Below are 20,503 nucleotides of genomic sequence, written 5' to 3'. Positions count from 1 at the left end.
AGGTTTTAAAAGAATCGAGGCGATTTATCGAAGCCTTTCCCTCCAAAAATGTCGTCGAGATTGATATCCCACAACAAAAATATCTCGTGCGTCCCGGAATTGAAATTGCCGAGGTTCGTCAGCGTGTAATCGTAAGAGTATCCGATGCGAAGATCCGGAGTTGCGTAAAATCCGACAAGGCCGCTTACCGAATCACCAATGCGGTAACCTGCTCCCAATTCAAAGCGATTGTAAGCCAACGTGTTCAGCGTGACGTCAAATGCCATCGGGGCGCCTTTGACCGCTCTTACCATCGTGGCCGGCTTGAGTCGCCAGTCGTCGGACAGCGTAAAAACATAACCACCGGTAAAAAAATAGTGGACTTCCTCAACGCCTATCGTCTTGATCGCGTCCTGGTGTTCGAGGTGCTTGGTGCGCAATAAGTTCGGGACAGACAATCCGAGGTAATAATTTTCCCCGAAGAAATACGTTCCAACTCCGACATTCGGAAAAACACGGTCTATGTTGTTCGCAAAAGCGGGATCGGGATCGGTATCCGAATATTGGAAACCGTTGAAGTTGGCGTTGAAAAACGTCGCGCCGGCCTTTACGCCAAACGACAATTTGTTGTTTTCCGAAACCGGAATCACATAGGCGATGTCCGCAAACAGATTGTTTTCTTTGACCACGTCCCCAATCTCGTCGCTGACAACGGAAATTCCCGCCTCAAGCCTACTCGCGATCGGCGCATGCACGAAAGCCGTTACCGTTTTTGGCGCTCCCACCGCACCGACCCATTGCGTGCGATATAATCCGCCAAGGCTTATCGTCCCGGGATTGTCGGTCGCATAAGCCGGGTTGATCACGCTCATATTGTACATATAATGCGTGAACTGGGGATCTTGTTGCGCAAAACCGGCCGCTCCGCAAAATGCGATAAGGATTTGGATTATATGTTTGAATCTTGGACTCATTTACTCGTCATCTGTTAAGGTAAACCCTTCCTTGCAGCGGTTTGCGCGTACCGTCGTTGAAATTCAGTATAAAGAAATAGACGCCTGTCGGCACAACGCCATTCCCTACCGTAATCCCGCCCTGAGACGCGGTTCCGTCCCAGTTTGGCGTTCCCGCGTTGCCTTTGTACAACACGTTTCCGTTGCGGTTGAAAATTTCGAGTTTGAAATTCGGATACAAATCGCGTAGGTTCACGATGTCAAAATCGTCGTTGATACCGTCCCCGTTGGGCGAAAACCCGTCCGGAATAAGCAAATCGGTACAAACGGTAAGGTCTACCGTTATGGCAAGACGTACGGCCCCGCTGCAATTCGAGTCAGCAAACTCGGCGTAATAAGTCGTGCCGTGAACCAGCAAATCCGTTGGGGCATATGCATTCCCGCCGGTCAAAGCATCATACCAAACCACGGATTGTCCGCCTTCGATATTGGCGCTCAGATCGGCGATCGTAGGATTGTCGCGTCCGCAGAATTCATTGCCCTTGTCTTCCAAAACCGGCGTTCCCGGTTGCGTGACTTCAAAAGTTGCGACAAACGTAGGGTCGACGATGCCAGCACAAGGTGAAGACGCGCCGATGATTGCCGTGACCGTTATGCTCGTCTGGCCGAGATTCACAAGCGTGTTCGCCGGAATGTCGAATGTCGTCTCTCCCGATACGATCGCGACATCAAGCGTTGCGGTTCCGGTATTGGCACCGGAAATGGCATAGGTTATCGAATATGTTCCGTCGGCAGCATCGATTCCGGTAATGGTCACGGTAGACCCGAAACCGAAACAGGCGTCGGTGGCGCTCATGTCGGCATTGGCAAGGCTAGGAACCGCATTCACGGTAAAATCGGCCGAAATCGTAGCCGAACTGTTTCCACATGAATTTCCTTGTCCGACGATTCCCGTGATCACGATAGTAAAATTACCTGCGACATCAATCGACCCGGCCGGAACCGCAAAGGTTGCCTGTCCGCCGATGACGTTTACGATACCGGAGTTTCCGTCAGGAGGCGTCAAACCTACGATTGTGTAATTGAATACGTATTGTCCGTCAGGAATTGCAGTAGCGTTGGCGATAGTCACGATGACGTCGTTGCCGAAACACACCGTCGTCGCGGTCATCGTGGCGTTTTCGAACGTCGGCAGCGGGTTCACGATAAATGTTGCCGACACTCCTGTGAGCGTCACGTCGCAACCCGTGGCATTATTGAGTATGCTGTTGAACGTGATCGTCGTACTTCCGATGTTCGGCACCGACGATCCCGGAACAGAAATGCCGCCATTGCCCGACGCTATCGTCAAAAGCGCGACCTGGTTGGCCAGCACATTACTTCCCGTCAAACTGTAATTGATCGTGTAAGCGCCATCTGACATGCCACTGAAATTTACCACAACCGGTTGTCCGGCACAAACAGGCGTTACGACTTGTATGTTGGCATTCGTAAGGTTAGGATTCGGGCTGATCGTCAACTCGACGGTTTCCGAATCGGTTCCGCAAGAATTCGTCACTGTGTAGGTAAAGCTGTACGTTCCCGGAGCGACAAGTGTGAGGTCGACAGGGTTGATTATCGCTATTCCGTCCTGATCGGTCCAGGTTCCCCCGGCTTGTTCGCCATTGAGCAACGTAAAGAGGTCGAACAGCCCGAAAGAAGCGCAAACCGTGGCAGTTCCGGTAGATGTTCCCGCATTTGGTTGAGGATCTACGGTTACCGTTACAATGGCGGTATCCGAATCGCAAGGCGCCGTACCTCCAACTACCGAATACGTAAATTGATAAGTTCCCGGCCCGGCCAGCGATGGATTGAAAATCGTCCCGGTGAGAGCGCCCGTGGCATTATCATCCGTGAAAGTTCCGGCATCCTGTGTGCCGTCGAGCAATGTAGTCAGGTCAAGCGAAGTTACCGTCAGACAAACCGCGGCGCTTGAGTCGGCTCCCGCATTCGGTGCGGTAAACACTGAGACATTGACCGTCGCCGTATCGGTTGCGCACAATCCGCCGCCGATCGTATACGTATAAAGTCCGGGAGCATCCACCGCCGGATCGAAAACTCCGGTTCCACTTGCAAGTGCCGGCGTCCAGGCACCGCCCGGTTGAGGCGTTCCTCCAAGAAAAGTGATCAGGTCGACCGGTGCGTAACTCGTACACAAAATCGCCGTTCCGTCCTGGCCCGCGTCGGGAATCGGATTTACGGTTACCGTTACCGTAGCCGAATCGTTGTCGCAAGGCTGCGTTCCGACAAACGTATAGGTATAAACGCCTGGAGCGTCAACCGCCGGGTTGAAAACGCCCGTGCCGCTCGCCAAAGCAGGTGACCACGTTCCTCCTGTTTGAGGCGTGCCGTTCAAAGCCGTGAAAAGATCGGCCGCGGCGCTGTCGAGACAAAATGTGATGCTGCCGTCCTCGCCTGCGTCAGGCCCTGGTGTGACGGTGACGATTACAGAAGCACTGTCGTTTCCGCAACTTGCATTGCCGGAAATCGTATAAGTATAGGTTCCGGATGGATCTATCGATGGATCGAAAACGCCTGTCCCACTTGCCAACGCCGGCGACCAAACGCCTCCGGTTTGAGCATTAGTCCCTAACAAGGTAAATAGATCGACAACGTCGTCATTCGAGCAAACAGCAAGCACCGCGTCATCTCCGGCATTTACCGGAGGAACGATGGTCACGGTCACCGAGGCGCTGTCAGCCGGGCATTGTCCGCTCGCTCCTACCGTATAAACGTAAGTTCCCGCCGCATCAACGTCCGGATCAAAAACGCCCGTTCCACTAGCCAAAGCGGGAGACCAGCTTCCTCCTGGTTGGGCCTGGGATCCGAGCAATGTGAAAAGATCGATAGGATTGCCACCTGAACAGATATTGGCACTGGCGACGTCATTGCCAGCATTCGGGGATGGCGTGACGGTAACAGTAACGGTTCCGGTCAATGGCTGGGAACAACTTCCGATGCTCGCACTGACCAAAGTGTAAGTCGAAGTTCCCGTCAGCGTCGGTGTGATCGTAGCCGAACCTGTACCATCAAGGATAATGGTTTGGTTCGGGCCGTTATTGACGGTATAGGTCACGATGGCATTTGGCGTTCCCGTGAAGACAATCGTCGCAGAAGTGCCGGAGCAGATTGTAGCGCTTCCATTAATCGCGATCGCCGCCGTCGGCAATTGAACGACCGTTATCGTAACGGTTCCGCCGATATTTTGAGGACATCCCGACCCGCCTGTAACGGATACGCTGATCAAGGTGTACACCGTCGTGTCTGTGTAAACCTGAGTGATGGTCGCAGTTCCCAGGGCGTTGAGTGCAATCGTCTGGTTCGGGCCACCGTTTATGGTGTAGGTAACAATTGCTCCAGGCGTACCCGTAAAGGTAACGGTAGCAGATTGCCCGGCGCAAATCGTTTGGTCGGAAGCAATAGATGCGGTCGGCGGCGTCAAAACCGTGATCGTGACCGTGCCGGAAACCGCTTGCGAACAGCCCGGAGTTCCCGGCGTGGCAGCGCTTACCAAAGCGTAGAGGGTCGTAGTGGAATAGGTTTGTGTGATTGTAGCCAATCCGTTTGCATCGAGTGTGATCGTCTGGTTCGGACCTCCGTTTACCGTGTAGGTAACAATGGCGCCAGGCGTTCCGGTAAAAGTTACCGTAGCGGATTCGCCGGGGCAGATCGTCGCGTCCGCCGCAATGGTCGCGGTCGGCGCGGTAAGAACCGTGATTGTGATCGTTCCCGAGACAGGCTGCGTACAGGCAGGCGTTCCCGAATTAGTCGCGTTCACAAGCGTATAGACCGTTGTGACCAAATAGGTTTGTGTGATCGTCGCGACTCCCGACGCGTCGAGTGTTATGGTTTGGATCGGACCTCCGTTCACGGTATAACTCACTACCGTATTCGGATCTCCCGTAAACGTGACCGTCGCGCTGTCGCCCGGGCAGATAGCGACATTACTCGAAATCGTGACGACAGGTGGTTGCACGACGCTAATCACAACAGACCCTGAAATCGGTTGTGAACATCCCGCCGTTCCTCCTACTGCAACATTCACCAATTGGAAAACGGTCATCACATCATATGTTGCGGTAATCGAGGCAGTGCCTCCGGCATTGAGCAAAATCGTTTGGACGGATCCTCCGTTAACGGTATACGAGACCGTAGCATTCGGAGTTCCGGTAAAGGTGACGGTCGCGCTTCCGCCAGGACAGATCGTTGCATTTGCCGCGATCGATGCCGTCGGAGGCTGGACCACTGTTATGGTAATGGTTCCCGATTGAGGTTGTGAACAGGCAGGCGTTCCTGATGTCGAAACACCGACCAACGCATAAACGGTCGTCGTGGTGTAAACCTGGGAAATGGTCGCCGTACCGCTCGCATCAAGGATAATAGTTTGGTTCGGACCTCCATTTACCGTGTAGGTCACAATGGCGCCAGGCGTTCCCGTAAACGTGACGGTAGCCGACTGGCCGGAGCAAATCGTCTGGCTCGAAGCTATAGTCGCCACGGGCAATTCCAAAACGGTAATCACGATAGCGCCAGAGATGGGTTGCACGCACGTCGTAGGACCCGCGACGCTTATGCTCACCAGCGTAAAAGTCGTCGTGACCGTATAATTTCCTGTGATCGTCGCCACACCCGAAGTGTTGAGTACGACAGTTTGATTCGGTCCTCCGTTAACCGTATACGTTACCGTGGCACCAGGTGTCCCGGTAAATGTTACCGTAGCAGATTGACCCGAACAGATCGTTTGGTTCGACGTGATCGAAACCGTCGGAGGCTGGATCACCGTAATGGTGACCGAACCGTTCTGGGCCTGGCTGCAACTAGGACTTCCGCCAGTAGCGGCGCTGATCAACGTAAAAGTAGTGGTCGCGCTAAACGTTTGCGTAATCGAAGCGACACCCGACGCGCTAAGTGTGATGGTCTGAACCGGGCCACCGTTAACTGTATAACTTACTACCGCATTCGGAGTCCCCGTAAAGGTAATCGTCGCCTGTTGGCCGGAGCAAATCGTCTGGTTGGAAGCGATGCTGACCGTCGGAGGCGGAACCACCATGATCACGACCGATCCTGAAATGGGACCGCTGCAGCTTGGCGTACCCGCAGAAACGGCGCTGACGAGTGTGATGGTAGTAGTTACGAAATACGTATTGGTCAATGTTGCCGTTCCCGATGCATCAAGTGTGATGGTTTGATTCGGGCCTCCATTTACCGTGTAAGTGATGGTAGCCCCCGGCGTTCCTGTAAACGTGACCGTAGCACTGCTTCCTGGACAAACTGTTTGGTTGGCTGTGATGGAAGCCGTCGGGATAGGCAAAACCGTTATCGTGATCGTTCCCGAAACGGGTTGGACACAGGCCGTGGCTCCTCCGGTTGTCACGTTTACCAGCGCATAAACCGTCGTAATCGTGTAAGTCGTCGTGATCGAGGCCGTTCCGAGCGCATTGAGCAGAATCGTCTGCACCGGCCCACCATTTACAGTATAACCGACGGTCGCGTTAGGCGTTCCGGTGAATGTAACCGTCGCCTGACCTCCGGGACAAACGTTCGTGGAACTGCTTATCGAAGCTGTAGGAGGTTGTATGATCGTAATAAGAACCGACCCTGTCAACGACTGCGAACAACTCGGGCTTCCTGCTGTTACGATACCCACCAGCGCTATGGTCGTGTTGACCGAATAGGTTCCGGTGATCGTACCAATGCCGGAAGTGTTGAGCACGATCGTTTGCACAGCCCCGCCGTTGATCGTATAGGAAACGGTCGCATTTGGCGTCCCCGTTATCGTAACGGTTGCGGGTTGACCCAAACACACGCTTTGGTCAGATGCGATCGTGGCCGTGGGCGTCGGCTGGACGGTAATAGTAATTGAAGAGGACAACGTTTGTGAACATGGCGTAGCGCCTGTCGAGGTCACGCTCACCAGCGTATAGGTCGTAGTAATGGTATAAGCCTGGGTAATCGTGGCCGTTCCCGAAGCGTTCAACACAATGGTCTGGTTCGGGCCTCCGTTGACTGTATAGGTTATCGTCGCATTTGGCGTTCCGGTAAAGGTTACCGTCGCGGTCTGTCCCGAACAAATATTCTGGTTGGCGGCAACCGTCGCGGTCGGCATCGGCAGCACCGTTATCGTTACCGTCGCATCGTCTTGCGGACATAGCGTCGAGCCGACGGCGTAAGTAAAAATATAAGGGCTTCCTGCAACGGTCAGGCCGGATAAGTTAAGCGTTCCCAAGTGTCCGTTCGTCGTCGGGAAAGGCCCGGTCCAGTTTCCCGTCGCATTAGGTGAACCGCCTAAAAAGTTAAACAGATTGACCGGACCGGAAGTCGTCGTCTCGCTTTGGCAGAGTTGGAAAGTACCATCCGTGCCAGCATTGTTCGGACTGATCAATTGGACGGTCACTTCCAGTCGGTTGATGCTTTCGCAAGGCGGATCGACCGAAGTCGCATAATAGGTTCCTCCGTTCACCAGTGGCGTGCTTGGCGGCAAAACCACTACCGATGTAGGCGTCGCATACCAATTGTAACCCGATCCGTTCGGCGTCAAATTGGCCACCGTAGGCGTATTGCCCGGCAAGTTGCAAAATTGCTGGATCGCCGGACCCACCGGAACCGGAACCATCCCGATGTTGACCAAAACCGAAAAGCGCGATGTTTCACAGCCGGTGTCGGGATTGGTCTGGCTGGCGTAATAAAACGTATTGTCGGTCAATACGTGCGTCGATGGCAAAGGCGAACCTCCTGTTACCGAAGAATACCATCGGATGTTATTGCCGGTCGCCTGAAGATTGGCAATCGTCGCATTGGCCGGGTCGTCCACACAGACACCCTGGAAGTTCAATCCGGTCGGCCTTGTGTAGATTGTTACGACAACGGATTGCCTGGGCGAACAACTTCCCGAGGAATTATCCACAAAATAATCCTCTCCGTTGACGAGTTCCGTTCCCGCAGGAATAGGCGTAGTGGAAGTGGCCGTGGCATACCAAACGACGCCGCCTCCGTTATTGGTCACGGCAAGACTTTCGATCGTAGGCGATTGAACGTCACAAAACGATTGGGTGTTGTCGGCAATCGTCGGACATTGTGCAAACGCAGGAAGGCATCCGGCAAAAACCAGAAACCCTATCAGAAAAACGTATGTCAGTTCAGCAAATGTAGTCTTCCTCATAAGCAAAAAAGGACGGCGAAAATCCCATCTTTGTGCAGCTTTTTCGTACAAAAGTACAAAATACCGCAACCCGCGCTGCGCGAAATGTACGGAATCGTGAAAAATAGCACGATTACCTACAAAACGCAGCATAATATTACTTAAAATAAACGTCGACGACTGTCCGATAACCCAATGTTATGAACAAATTCATCAACAGAAATGGTCTTTGGAATATACCGCAACGCGAGCCAACGGCGGGTTCGGATATAGAATCCCCTCGCCGTCGCCGCCAAAAGTAACAAAAAAAGTTCTAGTTTGTTTTTATATTCTTGTCAGGGAAATTCTCGATGTTGTACATCACGATCACATCTTGCTGATTGATATATAATTGCTTGCGGTTACCTTGCTTTTTTCTCGTGATGAACGAAATGGTGAACGGCCGCCCGTCATCATCAGTGCACGTAAAAGGGTAAATGAGATCGCTTTCGGTCTCCTCGATTTTTTCGTAATTAAGGATGTCGTACAATTGGATTTCCTGGGAGTAAACCAAAATTCTTCCTTTTTTGGTATCCAACGTCACGACGATAGACGCAGGCTTGAGATCTGACCATTTGCCCCATTTCCCGTTGGCCTCGCGCTCCATGACGCTGAAACCGGTCGTCAGGAATTTGAAAACGTTGCCAGGATCGTCAACCGGCTTGTTGGGTTGCTGTGCGTGTGCCGAAAATCCGACCATCATCACCATCATCGTTGCAAATTTCAATATTCGTTTCATGTCAGTACACGTTTTTGATGTCATTTTTTGCCTGTTCGTATTCGGCCATCATATCGGCCACGATACGGGCTGCGGGCTTGATGTCGCGTATGAGTCCGGCAATTTGCCCGATTTCGAGTTCTCCTTCGTGCATATCGCCTTCGAACATGCCTTTTTTGGCGCGCGCGCGTCCCAGCAATGCCTTTAAATCGTCAACCGACGGTGTTTTAGTATATAAATCGACGATATCTTCGAAAAATTTATTTTTGATCAGACGAACCGGTGCGAGTTCCTTGAGTGTCAGTTGTGTTTCCCCTTCCTGGAGCGACACGATCGCCTGCTTGAAACTTTCGTGAGCCGACGACTCATCAGATGCGGCGAAACGGCTTCCAACCTGAACACCATCGGCACCCAAGATCATGGCCGCAAGCATCCCTTTTCCCGTAGCAATTCCTCCCGCGGCAATTAACGGAATTGAAATGTTCTCGCGCACCATCGGGATCAGCGTAAAGGTCGTGGTTTCTTCGCGCCCGTTGTGACCGCCGGCTTCAAAACCTTCAGCCACTACGGCGTCGACGCCGGCGTCCTGGGCTTTCAACGCGAATTTTGAGCTGCTTACCACATGCACGACCACAATTCCCTTTTCTTTCAGGAAAGCCGTATAGGTTTTGGGATTTCCCGCCGAGGTAAACACGATCTTGACGCCTTCCTCGACGATGATGTCGATGATTTCTTGGAGATTCGGATACAGCATCGGCACGTTCACACCGAATGGTTTGTCGGTAGCCGCTTTGCATTTCCGGATGTGCTCGCGCAACACCTCGGGATACATTGACCCGGCGCCAATCAGGCCTAAACCGCCTGCATTGCTAACGGCGCTTGCCAGGCGCCATCCACTGTTCCAGATCATTCCGGCTTGGATGATCGGATATTTGATTTTAAAAAGATCGGTAATCCTGTTCATTAATTTTTGATGAATTTGCCCCTCTGTTTTCCGCTTTCGCCCGACAGGCTGTAAAGGTAAATGCCCGACGTCAATTTACTGCAATCGACACCTCGGCTTTGAGGGCCGAATTCTCCTTTGAGGACGATTTGTCCAAGCTGGTCGTAGACTTCCAACGCGACAGTGTCGGCTTGGGGACGCTCGAGATAAAGCGCATCGCGTACGGGATTCGGCCAGAGCACGAAAGTGTCCGCGCGGCTTTCCTCTACAGACAAAGCGTTTTGCAAAGCCAGGCTGAAATCGGGAACGCCATATCCTTTTTGTGGCGTCGGATTGTTGAAAAGATCAGCCGATTGCCTGATGAAATCCACGACTTGACGGTTCGTCAGTTCCGGAACGGCGGACCAAAACGTCGCCACCATTCCTGCGATGATCGGGCCCGAAAATGACGTGCCGTTCGCAAACGTGATTTCCCCTGTCTCATCCGATACTACCGCGGCAACGCCCTGGGCCACGACGTCTGGCTTGACGCGACCATCCGCGGTCGGGCCGATGGAACTGAACGAGGCGTAATTTTCTGAAGCCGTCACCGCCCCGACAGACAATACGTCGAGGGCGTCGGCGGGCACACTGACGTGATTGTCATCGCCGTTTCCTTCGTTTCCGCCCGAAACCACGACAACCATGCCGCGGCTGAACGCGATGTCGGCACCTCTGGAAATAAAGGCTTTGGTCCCGTCCCGCTCTTCATAGGAATAATTATAGGCAGGATTGTCAAAATCCGGATAGCCCAAAGAAGTGTTGATTACATCCACACCGAGGCTGTCGGCCATTTCAGCAGCTTCGACCCATAGCGATTCCTCCAGCGGATTCTCGTATTCGATGGCTTCGGTGATAAAAAGGTAATATTGTGCATCGGGCGCCGTCCCGACGAGTTGTCCCTCCGAATAACCACCCATGGTCGAAAGCACCAACGTCCCGTGGTCATTGCGCGAATAAATGTTTTGGTCGCGGTCGACGAAATTGTATCCACCAAGGATCAGGTTGTTGTCGAACAAACGCTGGAAAGGCGCGGCCGTATTGACTCCCGGAAAACCGGCGTCCATTATGGCGATGATTTTTCCTGCTCCGGTGTGATCCTGCTGGTGCAAAACCTGGCCGTTGAGCATCTGGATCTGGTTGGCAGAATTGCCGTACGAAAAATCGGCTTGGACATCGAATTGCCTGGCTATATCGCTTTTGGCGGCAGCATTTTTTTGCCGGTCAGGCTTTTGCGATCGCCTGTCTGACGTGGCATCGAGGGCATCGTTCGCAAAATCGATCGACGACACAAAACTCAGGTTGGCCAACGCGTTGATACTTTGTTGGAAGCCGCGCACATGGACGGCGTTGAGCCACTTCGAACGCGACAGGATGGTAATGCCAGAAGCCGCATCGACCTGGTCGACATAGGATTGCGTTAACGGAACGTCTTTTATATCGAGGGCAATATTTTGGGCCGATCTCCTGTCGAGCGCGCGTTGTGAGAGCATTTCGAGCGGATTGTCGAAATAGAACTGGGCGTTTTGCTTATCGGAAAAATAAATCCACGCATCCTGTTGTGAAAAACACGCGAAACCGGAAAACAACGCGACGATGAACAGTAGCTTTTTCATGTAGTTGTACGCCATTTTTTGGCCGATTCAAATATACGAATTGGATTGACTAATCGTCCGAAAGATTGTAAAATCGAAAATATAAAATAAAAATATGTGTTAAAATTCAATCATTAAACATTTGTATATCAACATATTAAAAATTTTGACACAGATAAATCTCCAAATTGACTTGCACAAACCAATTTTGTGCCCCTATCTTTGCACTGCGTTCTAAGAAATTATTCTTATCCAGAAAGACCGAGGGATTTGACCCTATGACGTCTTGGCAACCTGTCTCACGATAAGGTGCCACATTCAACCCGGAAACGGGAAAGATAAGTAAGAAAAAGCTATTTATATTTCATCATATAGGTGCTCTTCTGACTTATCGGGAGAGCACTTTTTTTTTGCGCTTCCCCGATAGACTGTGTAAGAATGTTTTTTAAGCAGAAACTATTTTCAAACTTTAAAAAACACAAATCATGCAAGAGCAAACTTCCATCCTGAACTACATCCCGGTTGACGAACTTACAGGTTCGATTTCAGTGCCGATCTACCAAACTTCAACTTTCGTACAAGACGCACCCGGCGTCCACAAAGGTTTCGACTACGCCAGGAGCAATAATCCGACGCGGAAAGTGCTCGAAGACCTGATCGCCAAACTCGAAAACGGAACCAACGGCTACGCGTTCGCTTCAGGGCTCGCGGCCATTGACGCGGTGGTAAAATTGCTCAAAGCCGGAGACGAGATCATCGCAGTCGATGATATTTACGGAGGTGCATTCCGCCTGTTTACCCACGTTTACGAAAAATTCGGGATTAGCGTGAAATACACCGATTCGACCGACGCCCAAAACGTTGCCGACGCCATCAGCGATAAAACTGCGCTGATCTGGATCGAGTCTCCGACGAACCCAACTTTAAAGATCTCTGATATCCGGGCGATTGCGAGAACCGCTAAACAACATGGCATCCTTCTGTGCGTCGACAACACGTTCGCATCGCCCGTTTCCCAAAAGCCGATTGATTTTGGAGCCGATATCGTCGTGCACAGTGCAACGAAATACATTTCCGGTCACTCTGATCTGATCGCCGGGCTCGTCGTGACGGCGACCCAAGAATTGGGCGACAAGATCAAATTCATACAAAACGCTTCCGGTGCGGTACTTGGGCCATTTGACTCCTGGCTTGTCATCCGCGGAATCGAGACGCTCTCGCTGAGAATCAGGCAACATGCGGACAACGCCCAGAAAATTGCGGAGTTTTTGGTGGAGGAACAACTCGTCAAAAACGTCTACTATCCGGGATTGAAGACGCACAAGAACCACGAGATCGCGAAATCCCAACAAGAATATTTTGGCGGTGTCGTAACCTTTGACCTCGTCGTTGACGATAAGGAACTCGCCATCAAGATCGTGACGGCAACGAAATTGTTCAAGTTGGCCGAATCGCTTGGAGGCGTAAAATCGCTGTTGTGTTTGCCTTGTGAGATGACGCACAAATCGATTCCTGCCGAGAAGCGTTACCAAAGCGGTGTGACCGACAGTTTGATACGGCTTTCGGTAGGATTGGAAGACGCCGATGACCTGATCTTCGATCTGAAACAAGCGTTCGAAGCCGCTGCTGCAACTGCCGAGTCTTTTGTACCGGCATGGAAAACGAACGTCGAACTGACTTCGGAAGTGATTTAAAAGCTTCCCGAACCTAACTCCCTTAACTATCTTGATTGTTTAAAACAAATTGGTTGCAATTTATTTTGCCAATTAAATAGTTAAAGACAGGTAAGCTTTAACCGAAACTTCTTTTCCCGAGAACTTATAGCAACAGCCGGAAACAGTTCCAAAAATTCATAATCATATTTCACAACTCAATAAAAGTGTCAAGAAAAACCCTAAATATCGGCCTGTTCGGCTTTGGCTGCGTCGGCTTTGGATTGTACGAAGTCTTGCAAAAAACGCCCGGCCTCAAAGCTAACATCAAGAACATCTGCGTCAAAAACCCGGATAAAGTCCGCGAAATCGCCTCAGAGAATTTCACGTTCAATCCTGACGATCTGCTCAACGATCCCGAAATCAACGTCATCGTGGAACTCATAGACGACGCCGATGCCGCATTCGTAATCACAAAAAAAGCGCTGAAATCCGGCAAAGCGGTAGTTTCGGCAAACAAAAAAATGATAGCCGAACATTTCGAGGAATTGTTGCAGCTACAACGCGAAAACAACGTTCCGCTTTTGTACGAAGCCGCGTGTTGCGCCAGCATGCCGATCATCCGCAACCTCGAAGAATACTACGACAACGATCTTTTGGAATCGATCCAGGGAATCGTCAACGGCTCGACGAACTATATTCTGACGAAAACCTCGCGCGATAAATTGTCATATGAAGACGCCTTGAAAGAAGCCCAGGAAAAAGGATTCGCCGAGAGCAACCCGATTCTCGACACGGGCGGGTTCGACGCGAAATACAAGTTGCTGATCCTACTCGCCCATTCCTTCGGCCATATTGCCAAACCGGATGACATCCTCAACATCGGGATCGACGGTTTGGGCGGACTCGAACTGAAATATGCGTCTGAAAAAGGTCTGAAGATCAAACTCGTCGCCCAAGCGTTCAAACACGCTAACGGCAATGTGGGCGCATTCGTCCTGCCGAAGTTCGTTTCTGCGGAAGATCGATTGTATAACGTGGATGACGTCTTTAACGGAGTAGTGACCAAGACGAGTTTCGCCGACGAGCAGTTCTTCGTGGGTCGCGGAGCCGGGGCGCACCCAACGGCAAGTGCGGTTTTGAGCGACATTTCCGCCTTGACGTACGACTATAAATACGAGTATAAGAAAATTGCGCGGGGCGAAACCGTGAGCCTTACGAGCGACCTCGACCTGAACGTTTTCCTGAGACATGAAAAGCCCGACGCGGAAACGCTAAAGCCGTTCTTCAAGAATATTTCCGAATCGTATCTCAACGGGGAAGCGGGTTATATCACCGGAACGATATCGTTCGAAAACGTCAAGAAAATCCAAAAGGACGGAACGCTAAAAAAATCGTTTGTGTTGTTGGACGTAGTTCGTTAGGCGACATGATGTCGGTATTGCAATTATTCCGGGACGATAATGAAGCTGAAGGGAAATGTGTTTGACGCGGGATTTTTCCAGACCTAACAAATCTTGAAGATTTGTTAGGTCTCCCAAAGTTCGCACTTCCAAATAAAAAGTCATTACAGTTTTCCTGTACTTTTTGTTAACGCGGTCCGGATCATCATCTGGACGCAACGCCTTGTCACTCCAAATCGCCGATTATCCAGTTTAAATTTCCGAACGTCCGTCTTTCCCCGCTCGATCGAGTCATTTCATCTTTAATGGAAAAAATTCCGCTCACCGTTTCCTGTTCGCCCGAAACGCTTTCCAAAGTGCCGGCAAAATCGCCTTTCACAATTCCTCCAGGCCGGGCGACACTCGACGTGAAATCCTCATTCTGCCTGAAGATACCACGGCCGGAAGTCGGCGTCATGGCCATGACTTTGTCCCCAATCTGAAAATTGACGTCGGGATGCCAATTGCGGGCCGATACTTCAGTTATGACCCACTCGTCTTCATTGTTGAAGTACCCTTCCGATTTATCGTAAACGCGGCAATTCGTCCGGGATTGATTTAGCGCAATGGAAACTTTGACTGCACTAGCGTCAATCGTCTGAAGAACAGTCAAGGAATAGCGCACAAAAAATCGCAAGCATACACTTTTATCATAACGGTTTTGGTTGTGCAAATTCAGTCAGCATAAACCAGAGTTCAGGAAATAACTCCTGATCCGATCAGTTCGTCGTTGACATACCAAGCCGCAAACTGTCCTTCGGTTATCGCCGATTGCGGCTCTTCAAACGAAATGTACATGCCGGTCTCGAACTGGTGCAGCGTCGCCTTTTGCAGCGGTTGGCGGTATCGGATGCGCACCATGAGTGCCATCGATTGGTTGTCAGCAAGACGCAAATCCTCTCGAATCCAGTGCACTTCTTCCTTGCGGATATAGAGCGCCTTGCGGAAAAGCCCGGGATGTGACTGACCCATTCCGGTGTAAATCGCATTCGATTCGACGTCGGTCGCAATGATGAACAAAGGTTCTTTGGTCCCGCCGACGTTCAATCCTTTGCGTTGGCCGATCGTATAAAAATGCGCCCCGACGTGTTTGCCGACGGCCTTTCCCATTTCAGGTTTATACGGAATATTGTGTGAGGCGAACGCGAGTTGTTTCTCCAGCGAATCGAATTCCGGGTCGTCGCCCGAATAAATTTCCGATGATTCGTCGATTTGGTATATGATGCCGTCTTTGGGCTGCAATTGCTGTTGGAGAAATTCCGGCAAACGCACTTTCCCTATGAAGCACAAGCCTTGGGAGTCTTTTTTCTCGGCAGTGACGAGCCCCATTTCCGAGGCGATTTTGCGCACTTCGGATTTTTGCAATTCCCCTATCGGAAACAGCGCTTTTGACAACTGCGCTTGCGTCAGCTGGCATAAAAAGTACGATTGGTCTTTGTTGCTGTCCTTTCCGGACAATAAACTGTACACGGTCTTCCCGTCGATTTCCTGTTCGGATTTACGGCAGTAGTGACCCGTGGCGACAAAATCCGCACCGAGCGAAAGCGCGATTTTCATGAACACGTCGAACTTGATCTCGCGGTTGCACAGTACATCCGGATTCGGTGTGCGCCCTTTTTCGTATTCGGCAAACATATAATCGACGATACGCTCTTTGTACTGTTCGGACAAATCAACCGTCTGGAACGGAATCCCAAGTTTTTCGGCAACTAACAACGCATCATTGCTGTCTTCCAGCCATGGGCACTCATTCGAGATCGTGACGCCCTCGTCGTGCCAGTTCTTCATGAAAAGGCCAATCACTTCATATCCTTGTTGCTGCAAGAGGTAAGCCGCGACACTGGAATCCACTCCGCCCGATAACCCTACTACTACTTTCATTGAATTAAAATTAATAATCGATAATACTCAGGATTTTCACCCGAAATAATAACTACCAATTAAAAAGGAACTTAAAATTTTATAGCCGACAACTCACTTATTACCCGATATCCCATAATGAAGTTAAAAATCTAATCTGATCCACCTCTCACCATTAACTATCAACTAATAACTATCGACTAATAACTATCAACTAATAACTATCGACTAATAACTATCAACTAAAACTGATAACTGTCCACTATCAACTATCAACTAACAACTAATAATCCTTTCTCGGCGGCAACTTTTGGAATTTACGCTGAAGCGGATATTTCTCCTTCCTGTCGAGCTTTCCGTTTTTGTAAAATTCCCAAATGCCTTTCTTCTGGCCGTTCTCATAACGCCCTTTCGACGCAAAAGTTCCATCGGCATTGCGGTAAACGGCCTGCCCTTCTTCCTTTCCGTTGACGAAGTTGACCTCTTCAAGTACGACGCTTTTTTCGTTTTCGGCGTATTTTTTATACGGCCCGTTTTTTACGCCATCGGAATAATTGGTTTCCTCGGCCAGCTTGCCATTCTTATAGTAAACGGTGCGTTTGCCGACGAGTTTGCCATTCTTGTAATTCTCAAGGGTCATTACCGCCGGGGAATTCTCGTGGTAATATTTCCATTCGCCCTCGTATTGCTTATTGACGAGCTTGCCTTCGCTCACCTTACTTCCTTTTTGATTGAAGAAAATATTGTAGACCGTTCCGTCTGCCCGGAATTCACGCGTCGCGATAAGCGAACCCGCTTTGGTATCATCGAAAAACTTAAAGGTCCCCGTTTCTTTACCATGGTCGAAAGTCCCTTCGAACCTCGGACGTTTCGATTCGTCGTGAACGCCCTTCCAAAGACCGTGTTTTTTACCCTCGGCATCCAATTTATTAGTTTCCTGGGCGAAAGCGCCAACTGCAAAAAACAAAACCGCCAAACTTATGAACACTGCTTTTTTCATATTGTATTTCCTGTTTTATCCTATAACTGATTTCAGGTCTATTTATTTTGATAAAATCGATGCAAAGGTACGCAACAGAGGTTTTAATAAAATTTTAAAATTTGAGACGATTGAATTCTTTAGTTTTACTTCTGTTAACATTAAATAATTGTAATGCTATGAAAAAATCCAATCTTATCAAGAGTTTCTTTTTTGTGACGCTCCTCGGGGCGGGGCTGACTTCCTGCGGAAGCGACGACGGCGGCGGCACGAGCCGTGAAAATCTCGCTGTTACGGCCAATGGCAGCGGCTTGACCACATTCGTCGCTGCGGCGGAACTGGCCGGTGTCGGAGGCAGGCTCACCGCGAATAACGACCACACGGTTTTCGCCCCTACCAATGCCGCGTTCGACCAATTCCTTTCAGAAAACGGATTCGCGAACATCAATGCGGTTCCGGTCGAGCTGCTCAAAGAGGTCGTGCTCAACCACATCATGACAGGGGATGTTGCGGCATCAGCACTGGCAACGGGCTACCGCAAGACGCTCGCCCACGGACCGGCATCGGCATCGGCAACGCTGAGCCTATACGTCAAGACGGAATCGGCCGTGAAGTTGAACGGCGTTTCGACGATCACTACGTCCGATGTTCGGGCGTCCAACGGGAGGATCCACATCGTCGACAAGGTAATCCCGCTTGCGACCGTATTCGCTCACATCCAGGCAAATTCCGATTTGTCGATGTTCACTGCTGCCCTGCAAACCAATCCGGCCTCACAATTTGTCCAGACTTTGTCGGGAACAGGAAACCAGTCGCCCTTTACCGTTTTGGCGCCGGTCAATGCCGGAGTAAATACGTTGCTAAACGATTTGGATGTGGATGGGTTTGGCGATCTTTCGGCGGCGGCGCTTGAAGAATTGTTGTCTTACCATATTCTTGGCGGCACCAATCTTTCGTACACGCAAATCGCAGACGGTACGTACACCACACTTTCCGGACAAAGCTTTACCGTACTCAACACCGGAGGCGGAAAGAAAATCACCGATGTGAGCAACCGGATCGCGAATTTCGGCAATAACACGACCCGCGATATCCAGGCTTGGAACGGCGTCATCCACCTTATTGACAACGGATTGAAACCGGGCTTGTAATCTGCGCAGCCATTATAAAAAAAAGCTTCCTTGAGGGGAAGCTTTTTTATTTGATATAATCCGGACGACTATTTCTTTTTGTTTTGTTGGGCTTTCTGGGCCTCGGCCTGCTCCATCAGTTCCTGCATGCGCTTTTGGAACTTGCCTTGTGTTTTTGGCTTCTTCTTGTTTTCCTGGATTTGCAGATGTATTTTCTGCTCGTCCACGACATACTTCTTGATGACGAACATGATCGCGATCGTCACAAGGTTAGAGATGAAGTTGTACAACGAGAGACCGGATCCGTAATTGTTGAAGAACAATAACATCATCAAAGGCGACAGGTAGATCATGATCTTCATCACCTTGCTCATATCCGGCATGCCTTCCTGTGGCGGTTGCGCCATGGCCTGGTCACCTGAAGTCATCTTCATGTAAAAGAAGATCGCAATTGCCGCCAGGATCGGGAACAAACTCACGTGGTTTCCGTAAACCGGAATCGTGAATGGCAATCTCGCGATCTCATCGAAAGACGAAAGGTCGTCTGCCCAAAGGAAACTCTTTTGGCGCAATTCGATGGCGGAAGGGAAAAATTGGAACGACGCATACACGAACGGCAGTTGGATCAACGCCGGGATACATCCGGCCAACGGATTCACGCCCGCCTTGTTGTACAACGCCATGGTTTCCTGCTGGCGCTTCATCGGATCTTTGCTGAATTTTTCGTTGAGTTCCGTAATTTCCGGACGCAACACGCGCATTTTGGCTTGGGAAAGGAAAGAGCGGTACGTAATCGGCGACATCGCAAGTTTGATCAGCAATGTAAAAAGGATGATCGCCAGTCCGTATGCGATGAACGATCCGAGGAACCCAAACAGCGGCACGAAAATCCCTTTGTTGATCCATCCGAAGATGCCCCATCCAAGCGGAATGATTTCGTCGAGGTTGCGATCGTAAGCCGAAAGCAATTTGTAATCGGCAGGACCGTAATACCAATTCATCTTATAATCGAGCTCGCCGGCACTGTTGAAGGCCAACGGAGCTTTCATTGCGAACTGTTTGGTATAGACGGTATCGACTTTTTCGTCGTCCACCAAATTCTTCGATTCGAGATCAACGGTCTTGAACGGTGTTTTGGTAAGGAGGATCGATGTAAAGAAATGCTGTTTGAATGCCGTGTACGTCACCTCTTCGACCGTTTCCTTTTCGTCTGTTCCCTGGGCGAGATAGTCGTCTTTTCCGTCTTCATATTCGTAGACGATCTCGGCATATCGGTTTTCGTACGAGACGCTCTTCTCATTGCGGAACGCTTTCATGTCCCAATTCAAATCGATGGGTTTCGACGTGTTGAGCACTTTGGCCAGGCCTTGTGTGCGGATGTCGAAATCGAGCATATAATCGTTCGGTTTCAACACATAGCGATATTCGAGGAATTGCTCAGGCCCTGATTTCAGGCGAAGCGTCAACACCTGGCTGTCGCCGATTTTGGTTACCGTCGGTTCGAAATAAAGGTTTTTCGTATCCAATACGCGGTTGTCGCTCGTGTGCAACTGCAAATTGAGGCTGGCGTTGTTGTTGTTGATCAACTGCACCAATTCGCCCGAACCTTTGTGGAAACGCTCGAAATCCTTGAGTACGGCCTCTTTTATAAAACCGCCTTTGTTGGAAATGACGAGTTTTATCAAATCGTTTTCAAGCGTGGTCGACGTTTCCTTTGCGGACGGCAACGTAGCCGAATACGCAAAACTTCCCAACGTGCCTTTCAGCGCCGCGATCTTAGACGAATCGGTTGCCGTGGTATCGGCGGCGATCTGCTCGGTTTTGGCCACTTTTGCGGCGTTGGCCGTTTTGGCTTTCTCGATTTGTTCCTTTTTCGCTTTCTCGGCGGCGATTTCCGCTTCCGAAGGCTGATTCTGGTACATGATCCACATCAAAATCCCGAAAATCAGCACAAAACCGATCATCGAACTCAGGTCAAATTTCTTTTTTTCCATTTG

12 protein-coding genes and 1 riboswitch are annotated in these 20,503 nt (G+C 50.5%); of the genes, 3 read left to right on the top strand and 9 right to left on the bottom strand.

What is annotated here, in order from left to right:
- Positions 1–5: 5 nt before the first annotated feature.
- The 5 genes from HC229_RS13985 to HC229_RS13965 all read right to left on the bottom strand — a co-directional run bounded on the left by HC229_RS13985 (position 6) and on the right by HC229_RS13965 (position 11,464).
- A complete protein-coding gene (locus HC229_RS13985; RefSeq protein WP_191021118.1) occupies positions 6–953 on the bottom strand; it encodes a PorP/SprF family type IX secretion system membrane protein in 948 nt (315 codons plus the stop codon).
- A gap of 7 nt (positions 954–960) precedes the next feature.
- Entirely contained in the window at positions 961–8,130 is a 7,170-nt protein-coding gene (locus tag HC229_RS13980) for an Ig-like domain-containing protein (RefSeq protein ID WP_191021117.1), read from the bottom strand.
- 292 nt (positions 8,131–8,422) lie between these two features.
- Positions 8,423–8,887, bottom strand: coding sequence for a hypothetical protein (locus HC229_RS13975; RefSeq protein ID WP_223845620.1), 465 nt, complete (start codon positions 8,885–8,887; stop codon positions 8,423–8,425).
- 1 nt (position 8,888) lies between these two features.
- A complete protein-coding gene (locus HC229_RS13970; protein ID WP_191021116.1) occupies positions 8,889–9,830 on the bottom strand; it encodes an NAD(P)H-dependent flavin oxidoreductase in 942 nt (313 codons plus the stop codon).
- Positions 9,830–11,464 carry a S8 family serine peptidase gene (locus tag HC229_RS13965; RefSeq protein WP_191021115.1) on the bottom strand — a complete coding sequence of 545 codons (1,635 nt, stop codon included), beginning with the start codon at positions 11,462–11,464 and terminating at the stop codon, positions 9,830–9,832. The genes HC229_RS13970 and HC229_RS13965 overlap by 1 nt, the downstream gene beginning before the upstream one ends.
- Before the next feature lie 224 nt (positions 11,465–11,688).
- A riboswitch (SAM riboswitch) is annotated at positions 11,689–11,788 on the top strand.
- A gap of 140 nt (positions 11,789–11,928) precedes the next feature.
- Here HC229_RS13965 and HC229_RS13960 point away from each other — a divergent pair.
- Positions 11,929–13,137, top strand: coding sequence for a trans-sulfuration enzyme family protein (locus HC229_RS13960; RefSeq protein WP_191021114.1), 1,209 nt, complete (start codon positions 11,929–11,931; stop codon positions 13,135–13,137).
- Between the two features lie 185 nt (positions 13,138–13,322).
- Positions 13,323–14,519, top strand: coding sequence for a homoserine dehydrogenase (locus tag HC229_RS13955; protein WP_191021113.1), 1,197 nt, complete (start codon positions 13,323–13,325; stop codon positions 14,517–14,519).
- A gap of 205 nt (positions 14,520–14,724) precedes the next feature.
- Here the strand turns inward: HC229_RS13955 and HC229_RS13950 are convergent, their stop codons facing one another.
- The 3 genes from HC229_RS13950 to HC229_RS13940 form a co-directional block, all read right to left on the bottom strand.
- Positions 14,725–15,174 (bottom strand): hypothetical protein, encoded by a 450-nt coding sequence (locus tag HC229_RS13950; protein WP_191021112.1) that lies wholly within the window; start codon positions 15,172–15,174, stop codon positions 14,725–14,727.
- A gap of 59 nt (positions 15,175–15,233) precedes the next feature.
- The gene (gene mnmA, locus HC229_RS13945; RefSeq protein ID WP_191021111.1) at positions 15,234–16,418 is read right to left on the bottom strand and encodes a tRNA 2-thiouridine(34) synthase MnmA; all 1,185 of its coding nucleotides are present in this window, start codon (positions 16,416–16,418) and stop codon (positions 15,234–15,236) included.
- Positions 16,419–16,680: 262 nt separating this feature from the next.
- Positions 16,681–17,397 carry a toxin-antitoxin system YwqK family antitoxin gene (locus HC229_RS13940; protein ID WP_191021110.1) on the bottom strand — a complete coding sequence of 239 codons (717 nt, stop codon included), beginning with the start codon at positions 17,395–17,397 and terminating at the stop codon, positions 16,681–16,683.
- A gap of 158 nt (positions 17,398–17,555) precedes the next feature.
- On the opposite strand from HC229_RS13940, the gene HC229_RS13935 reads away from it, so the two are divergent.
- Positions 17,556–18,527, top strand: coding sequence for a fasciclin domain-containing protein (locus tag HC229_RS13935; RefSeq protein ID WP_191021109.1), 972 nt, complete (start codon positions 17,556–17,558; stop codon positions 18,525–18,527).
- A gap of 68 nt (positions 18,528–18,595) precedes the next feature.
- Here the strand turns inward: HC229_RS13935 and yidC are convergent, their stop codons facing one another.
- A complete protein-coding gene (gene yidC, locus HC229_RS13930) occupies positions 18,596–20,500 on the bottom strand; it encodes a membrane protein insertase YidC (protein ID WP_191021108.1) in 1,905 nt (634 codons plus the stop codon).
- Between the last annotated feature and the right edge of the window lie 3 nt (positions 20,501–20,503).

The organism is Flavobacterium selenitireducens, assembly GCF_014748335.1.
In the GTDB taxonomy this organism is placed as follows: domain Bacteria; phylum Bacteroidota; class Bacteroidia; order Flavobacteriales; family Flavobacteriaceae; genus Flavobacterium; species Flavobacterium selenitireducens.
Note: the sequence above shows the minus strand (reverse complement) of the source record. Positions and strands in the feature narration are given on the sequence as shown.

Bases quoted from the DNA above. Each gene is read 5' to 3' on its own strand.
- HC229_RS13985 (WP_191021118.1), bottom strand. From the start codon at position 953: ATGAGTCCAAGATTCAAACATATAATCCAAATCCTTATCGCATTTTGC.
- HC229_RS13980 (WP_191021117.1), bottom strand. From the start codon at position 8,130: ATGAGGAAGACTACATTTGCTGAACTGACATACGTTTTTCTGATAGGG.
- HC229_RS13975 (WP_223845620.1), bottom strand. From the start codon at position 8,887: ATGAAACGAATATTGAAATTTGCAACGATGATGGTGATGATGGTCGGA.
- HC229_RS13970 (WP_191021116.1), bottom strand. From the start codon at position 9,830: ATGAACAGGATTACCGATCTTTTTAAAATCAAATATCCGATCATCCAA.
- HC229_RS13965 (WP_191021115.1), bottom strand. From the start codon at position 11,464: ATGAAAAAGCTACTGTTCATCGTCGCGTTGTTTTCCGGTTTCGCGTGT.
- HC229_RS13960 (WP_191021114.1), top strand. From the start codon at position 11,929: ATGCAAGAGCAAACTTCCATCCTGAACTACATCCCGGTTGACGAACTT.
- mnmA (WP_191021111.1), bottom strand. From the start codon at position 16,418: ATGAAAGTAGTAGTAGGGTTATCGGGCGGAGTGGATTCCAGTGTCGCG.
- HC229_RS13940 (WP_191021110.1), bottom strand. From the start codon at position 17,397: ATGAAAAAAGCAGTGTTCATAAGTTTGGCGGTTTTGTTTTTTGCAGTT.
- HC229_RS13935 (WP_191021109.1), top strand. From the start codon at position 17,556: ATGAAAAAATCCAATCTTATCAAGAGTTTCTTTTTTGTGACGCTCCTC.
- yidC (WP_191021108.1), bottom strand. From the start codon at position 20,500: ATGGAAAAAAAGAAATTTGACCTGAGTTCGATGATCGGTTTTGTGCTG.